This window comes from Vibrio sp. 811 (genome assembly GCF_033339195.1).
This window is the reverse complement of the sequence record NZ_JAWOUB010000067.1, coordinates 1-1,528: the sequence shown is the minus strand read 5'-3', so window position 1 is coordinate 1,528 and position 1,528 is coordinate 1. Positions and strand designations below refer to the sequence as shown.

Genomic DNA, 1,528 nt, shown 5'->3' with positions numbered 1-1,528 from the left:
AAAATCTTAAATTGAAGAGTTTGATCATGGCTCAGATTGAACGCTGGCGGCAGGCCTAACACATGCAAGTCGAGCGGAAACGAGTTATCTGAACCTTCGGGGAACGATAACGGCGTCGAGCGGCGGACGGGTGAGTAATGCCTAGGAAATTGCCCTGATGTGGGGGATAACCATTGGAAACGATGGCTAATACCGCATGATGCCTACGGGCCAAAGAGGGGGACCTTCGGGCCTCTCGCGTCAGGATATGCCTAGGTGGGATTAGCTAGTTGGTGAGGTAAGGGCTCACCAAGGCGACGATCCCTAGCTGGTCTGAGAGGATGATCAGCCACACTGGAACTGAGACACGGTCCAGACTCCTACGGGAGGCAGCAGTGGGGAATATTGCACAATGGGCGCAAGCCTGATGCAGCCATGCCGCGTGTGTGAAGAAGGCCTTCGGGTTGTAAAGCACTTTCAGTCGTGAGGAAGGTAGTGTAGTTAATAGCTGCATTATTTGACGTTAGCGACAGAAGAAGCACCGGCTAACTCCGTGCCAGCAGCCGCGGTAATACGGAGGGTGCGAGCGTTAATCGGAATTACTGGGCGTAAAGCGCATGCAGGTGGTTTGTTAAGTCAGATGTGAAAGCCCGGGGCTCAACCTCGGAATAGCATTTGAAACTGGCAGACTAGAGTACTGTAGAGGGGGGTAGAATTTCAGGTGTAGCGGTGAAATGCGTAGAGATCTGAAGGAATACCGGTGGCGAAGGCGGCCCCCTGGACAGATACTGACACTCAGATGCGAAAGCGTGGGGAGCAAACAGGATTAGATACCCTGGTAGTCCACGCCGTAAACGATGTCTACTTGGAGGTTGTGGCCTTGAGCCGTGGCTTTCGGAGCTAACGCGTTAAGTAGACCGCCTGGGGAGTACGGTCGCAAGATTAAAACTCAAATGAATTGACGGGGGCCCGCACAAGCGGTGGAGCATGTGGTTTAATTCGATGCAACGCGAAGAACCTTACCTACTCTTGACATCCAGAGAACTTTCCAGAGATGGATTGGTGCCTTCGGGAACTCTGAGACAGGTGCTGCATGGCTGTCGTCAGCTCGTGTTGTGAAATGTTGGGTTAAGTCCCGCAACGAGCGCAACCCTTATCCTTGTTTGCCAGCGAGTAATGTCGGGAACTCCAGGGAGACTGCCGGTGATAAACCGGAGGAAGGTGGGGACGACGTCAAGTCATCATGGCCCTTACGAGTAGGGCTACACACGTGCTACAATGGCGCATACAGAGGGCGGCCAACTTGCGAAAGTGAGCGAATCCCAAAAAGTGCGTCGTAGTCCGGATTGGAGTCTGCAACTCGACTCCATGAAGTCGGAATCGCTAGTAATCGTGGATCAGAATGCCACGGTGAATACGTTCCCGGGCCTTGTACACACCGCCCGTCACACCATGGGAGTGGGCTGCAAAAGAAGTAGGTAGTTTAACCTTCGGGGGGACGCTTACCACTTTGTGGTTCATGACTGGGGTGAAGTCGTAACAAGGTAGC

General features: G+C 53.3%; 1 rRNA gene. It reads left to right on the top strand.

The window, feature by feature from the left end:
* Positions 1–8: 8 nt before the first annotated feature.
* A 16S ribosomal RNA gene (locus R7Q46_RS24820) occupies positions 9–1,528 on the top strand; the annotation flags it as partial.